This window comes from uncultured Paraglaciecola sp. (assembly GCF_913020055.1).
Taxonomy (GTDB): Bacteria; Pseudomonadota; Gammaproteobacteria; order Enterobacterales; family Alteromonadaceae; genus Paraglaciecola.
The window spans coordinates 1-4,801 of record NZ_CAJWCF010000172.1; the positions used below are offsets into that span (position 1 = coordinate 1).

General features: G+C 41.8%; 5 protein-coding genes and 4 tRNA genes. 6 read left to right on the forward strand and 3 right to left on the reverse strand.

From position 1 onward, the window contains the following. On the forward strand, window positions 1-225 hold a 225-nt coding region (locus QZ488_RS21120; RefSeq protein WP_293752479.1), incomplete at its 5' end, for an acyl-CoA dehydrogenase C-terminal domain-containing protein. A 195-nt stretch (window positions 226-420) separates the two neighbouring features. Beyond that, window positions 421-810, forward strand: coding sequence for a hypothetical protein (locus tag QZ488_RS21125; RefSeq protein WP_293752481.1), 390 nt, complete (start codon window positions 421-423; stop codon window positions 808-810). A 343-nt stretch (window positions 811-1,153) separates the two neighbouring features. Here QZ488_RS21125 and QZ488_RS21130 read toward each other — a convergent pair. From QZ488_RS21130 to gltX, 3 genes are all read right to left on the reverse strand, one after another. Further along, window positions 1,154-1,229 (reverse strand) — tRNA-Glu (locus tag QZ488_RS21130). Between the two features lie 192 nt (window positions 1,230-1,421). Continuing rightward, window positions 1,422-1,497, reverse strand: a tRNA-Ala gene (locus tag QZ488_RS21135). A 102-nt stretch (window positions 1,498-1,599) separates the two neighbouring features. After that, the gene (gene gltX / locus QZ488_RS21140; RefSeq protein WP_293752483.1) at window positions 1,600-3,009 is read right to left on the reverse strand and encodes a glutamate--tRNA ligase; all 1,410 of its coding nucleotides are present in this window, start codon (window positions 3,007-3,009) and stop codon (window positions 1,600-1,602) included. Window positions 3,010-3,333: 324 nt separating this feature from the next. Here gltX and QZ488_RS21145 point away from each other — a divergent pair, with 324 nt between their 5' ends. The 4 genes from QZ488_RS21145 (at window position 3,334) to QZ488_RS21160 (ending at window position 4,799) form a co-directional block, all read left to right on the forward strand. After that, complete coding sequence (locus QZ488_RS21145) at window positions 3,334-4,065, forward strand: AzlC family ABC transporter permease (protein WP_293752485.1); 732 nt, start codon at window positions 3,334-3,336, stop codon at window positions 4,063-4,065. Further along, window positions 4,058-4,378, forward strand: coding sequence for an AzlD domain-containing protein (locus QZ488_RS21150; protein WP_293752487.1), 321 nt, complete (start codon window positions 4,058-4,060; stop codon window positions 4,376-4,378). Before QZ488_RS21145 ends, QZ488_RS21150 begins: the two co-directional genes overlap by 8 nt. Window positions 4,379-4,623: 245 nt before the next feature. Beyond that, a tRNA-Val gene (locus tag QZ488_RS21155) sits at window positions 4,624-4,699 on the forward strand. A 27-nt stretch (window positions 4,700-4,726) separates the two neighbouring features. Then, window positions 4,727-4,799, forward strand: a tRNA-Val gene (locus QZ488_RS21160). Window positions 4,800-4,801: the final 2 nt, after the last annotated feature.

Below are 4,801 nucleotides of genomic sequence, written 5' to 3' on the forward strand. Positions count from 1 at the left end.
TCAGGTTATATCATGATGGGTTATTTCTGGGCACAAATGGCTCAAACAGCTTACGAAAAATTAGCCGGTGATGTTGAAAACCGTGACTTCTATCGTGCCAAAATTAAAACCGCTGAGTTCTATTTTGAACGTTTATTACCGAGAACTAAGTCTTTGGCCAAAACCATGATGGCCGATCCAAAAACGTTAATGCAGCTAGACGAAGATTTACTTTCTTTTCTGTAAATGAATGATACTTAGTTTGGACTCTGAGTGGTCGTGAAAGTCTACTCAGAGCTTCAATTGCCCAGTTATTAGAGTAAGAAAGAACCCGCTAGTAAATTAACAAAGGTTACTGATAGGCTGTGGGACTTTTTAACCGCGACATTACCAAACAAAATACGCTAAGCTGAAACTTCCAAGGTAAAAATATAGTCGTCTATGAACTACAGTAGTCACTTCAACATTCACGTTTATGACTCTCTTATTGTGTCCAAATTGAGAGGTAATTGGTCTCAACACGACGACCTGTCTTATATTGCATCATTAGCTGAAGAAATAGATGTATTACAGAAAAACTCTTGGGGCATCTTAGTGGATATGCGAGGCTGGATAGTGCCAGAAGGTTACACTCAACCTACGTTTAAAATTACCCTTGATAGATTTAATCAAAAAGTAGAATGTTGGATTGTTGACAATATGAAGCAAGGTGACTTTTTACTGCCGTATTTTCAAAACGCACCAGTCAAACCAATGAAATTTTTAAATCCTAGCGATGCAATAACACACATCGTAAAAGCCGGGTTTGATTTATCTATATCGGATATCTGAATCGAATCTTAGGGACCCTCTTCCATTTTGCCCATCATTATCTTGAAGCAATAAAAAAGCCGCTTAGTTACTTAAGCGGCTTTGATATTTGGCGTCCCCAAGGGGATTATAAAATACGTCCATGTATTTTACCGCTTCGCGGCCGCGCTAAAGCACGTTCAAAAATGTTCCAGACATTTTTGTATTCGGGCTTTCCCTGCCCTCACCAGCTTGGGCCGCGCTAAAGCACGTTCAAAAATGTTCCAGACATTTTTGTCGAACCGTAGGGGTTCTCATCCCCTTGGGTCTTCATTTTCTTGAAGCAATAAAAAAGCCGCTTAATTGCTTAAGCGGCTTTGATATTTGGCGTCCCCAAGGGGATTCGAACCCCTGTTACCGCCGTGAAAGGGCGGTGTCCTAGGCCTCTAGACGATGGGGACAACAATTTTGCTTATCAAAGCTTAGCTTTGATAAATTGTTGTTAGGAGAAGTGAGCCTGCAAACTGAGCGGCAGTATCTTTTCCGAACAACTAAAATAATTGTCTTCCGATATAAAAAAACCTTTCAGTTTCTATTTATCAGTCTTATCTATTTATCTACTGGCCTAGGTGGTAGTAGACAATCCTTGATATTGGTGGAGCCAGGCGGGATCGAACCGCCGACCTCTTGCGTGCCACGCAAGCGCTCTCCCAGCTGAGCTATGGCCCCAAACTTATTAAATAAGCTTGCGCTTTTACCCAACAAGTAGGTGTCGTTCCGTGACAGCGGGGCGCATTCTAGGCATCTGCCCTTTTTATGTCAACGATTTTTTCAGGAATTTTCTCTGTTTGCTATAAATTCGAGCGCTTTGTTTATACGTTGTTCAATTTGTGCAGGTTTTAGTAAATTTAAAGTTAAATCTAATGAAGGCGAATTGCCTGCTCCTGTAACGGCAACACGCAATGGCATTCCTACTTTACCCATACCTATCTCTAACTCTTCAGCGGTTTGATTAATTGCATCGTGGATAGACTCAGTATTCCACTGTGTTAACGCTGATAATTTACTTTGTACAAGTAACAAAGCCTCTTTTGCAACAGGACGTAAATGTTTTTTAGCCGCTTTTTCATCAAACGCTTCATATTCCTGATAAAAATAACTACTGATTTGAGCTAATTCTTTTAACGTCTTAACCCGGTCAGCTTGCACGCTAATCACGTCTTCTAAGGCAGGGCCTTGAGTAACATCGATACCTTGCTGAGCAAAATGCCATTTGGCATGTTCCGCCACTTCTTTAGCTGGCAGTGTTTTGATGTAGTGTTGGTTTAACCATATAAGTTTATCGGTATTAAATGCAGAAGCAGATTGACCTATTGCATCTAAAGAAAACAACTCAATCATTTCTTCTAAAGAAAATATTTCCTGATCGCCATGTGACCAACCAAGGCGCACCAAATAATTTAATAAGGCTTGAGGTAAATAACCGTCATCCCTAAATTCCATCACACCAACTGCATTGGTACGTTTTGATAGTTTTTTACCATCATCACCTAAGATCATAGATACATGAGCGTATTCAGGGATAGGAGCGCCTAAAGCAAGTAATATGTTGATTTGTCGCGGGGTATTGTTGATATGGTCTTCACCACGCACTACGTGGCTAATTCCCATATCCCAGTCATCAACGACTACGCAAAAATTATAAGTAGGCGCGCCATCTGTACGACGAATGATTAAATCATCCAGTTCACTATTCGCAATCTCGATATCACCACGGATATGATCTTTAATCACCACACTACCTGTTTGAGGTGTTTTAAATCGAATCGCAAAAGGTTGGTCTTGTGGATGATCGGTGCGGTCGCGCCATGTACCTGGGTAACGAGGCTTTTCGCCCTTGGCCATTTGTTCTTCGCGGATTGCATCCAACTCGGCTGCAGGCATAAAACATTTATACGCTTTACCTTCAGCTAACAACTGGTCGATTAGTTGGTTGTAACGATCAAAACGTTGGGTCTGATAAAAAGGTCCATCATCCCAGTCTAATCCTAACCACTGCATACCTTCTAGAATTGCATCAATCGCAGCCTGAGTAGAACGTTCAATATCTGTATCTTCGATACGTAATACAAATTTTCCGCCTTTACTTTTAGCGTACAACCAAGAATAAAGCGCGGTACGTGCGCCTCCAACGTGTAAATAGCCAGTAGGGCTAGGAGCGAATCGAGTTACCACTGTCATTTAATTAAACCTATTGCAAAAAATTGGCGGCATTTTAACAGCCAATGCAACGAATTTATATCTAGAAACAAGCTTTTAATGTAAAAGTCAAAAACCTGCAAAACTTCACTAAGTCCTTTGATAAACTAAATAAAAATCAACCACCAGAACTAAGCCATTGAAAGCATCCGCTGATTATTATTGTGTGCACAACTTAGCAAGGTTACCCCCACTGACCTGTGGTTTTAGCCAGCAAAGTTATATCACTCAACATTTTCAGAAACAGGTAGGAATTTTACAGAGTCAATTCCAACCTACTATGACTAGCAGCAGGAGTTAATCGTTTTGCCTTCCACTTCCCCTCAATCCATATTCATCTCAGGCGTGAAAGACATATTTCCGCTGGTAGTGGCCGCTATGCCATTTGGTTTAGTATTTGGCGCCATGGGACACGCCCAAGGTCTAGCAGACTGGGTGATTTTAAGTATTTCAATTTTTGTTTTTGCCGGCGCTTCGCAATTTATTGCCATAACCATGTTAGCCACCGGGGCAGCCTTACCTGTGATAGTCCTAACCGTGTTTATCGTTAACCTTAGGCACATGTTATACAGCGTGTCGCTTATTCCTATTGTGCAAGGTTTAACCCAAAAGTGGCGATGGCCAATGGCTTTTGCCCTTACCGACGAAACCTTTGCTGTTGTTTACAACAAAATGTCGCTATCGGGCACACATCAGCACCTACCAATTTATTACCTAGGTTCGGCAGTGTTTATGTATCTGAATTGGATTTTATGCACCTGGATCGGCATTTTACTTGGCAGCCAACTCCCCTCTTTAACTAGCTTCGGCCTAGATATAGCTATGGTAGTGGCGTTTATTGGCATAGTTGTGCCTAACCTAAAATTACCCAGTCACTGGTTATGCGCAATAACTGCAGCGGCTTGTGGTTTGTTAACCTACCAATGGCCACATCAAACGGGCTTACTGATATCTAGCCTATTAGCCATAGTTGTAGGCGTGTTGGCAGAAAACCGTCTAGTGAAAAAATCCCCTGCTGAAGGTGACTCCCATGAATGAAATGTTATTAATTGCGGCGATGGCAGCAGTTACTTTTATACCTCGATTATTGCCATTTGCGTTAGCTAGTCGACTGAGGTTACCTAAACCTATGCAACAAGCACTGTCTTATGTGCCAATAGCAATACTCAGTGTGATCATTGTACAAAGTATTTTTTATCGAAACGGAGCACTGGCATTACACCTGACCAACCCATTTTTGTGGGCAAGCCTAGTGGCGTTTATCACCGCTTTAATTCAAAAACGTTTATTTGTAACCATACTTATGGGCTTACTTAGTTACTCTATTTTGAAGTTTTGGTTACTGCATTAAGTGAAAATGCATAAATTTTCAACACTCGATGTCAAAAACGAACAGATTTCACCCATACAAACAATAATTTTCATTTAGGTGTTGACAGTCAAAAGCCCATACCTATAATAGCGCTCCACTTACCGGCCAAGGCTAGTAAGTAAGAAACATTTTGGTCGCTTAGCTCAGTTGAAAAAAGACAGAGCATCGCCGCTCTTTATAGGAGACGGTCGAGGGACACTGGTTCAAATCCAGTACAGTATTTTGGTCGCTTAGCTCAGTTGGGAGAGCATCGCCCTTACAAGGCGAGGGTCACTGGTTCAAGCCCAGTAGCGACCACCACATTTTTGTTAGAAAAAACAGTACATTGGTCGCTTAGCTCAGTTGGGAGAGCATCGCCCTTACAAGGCGAGGGTCACTGGTTCAAGCCCAGTAGCGACCACC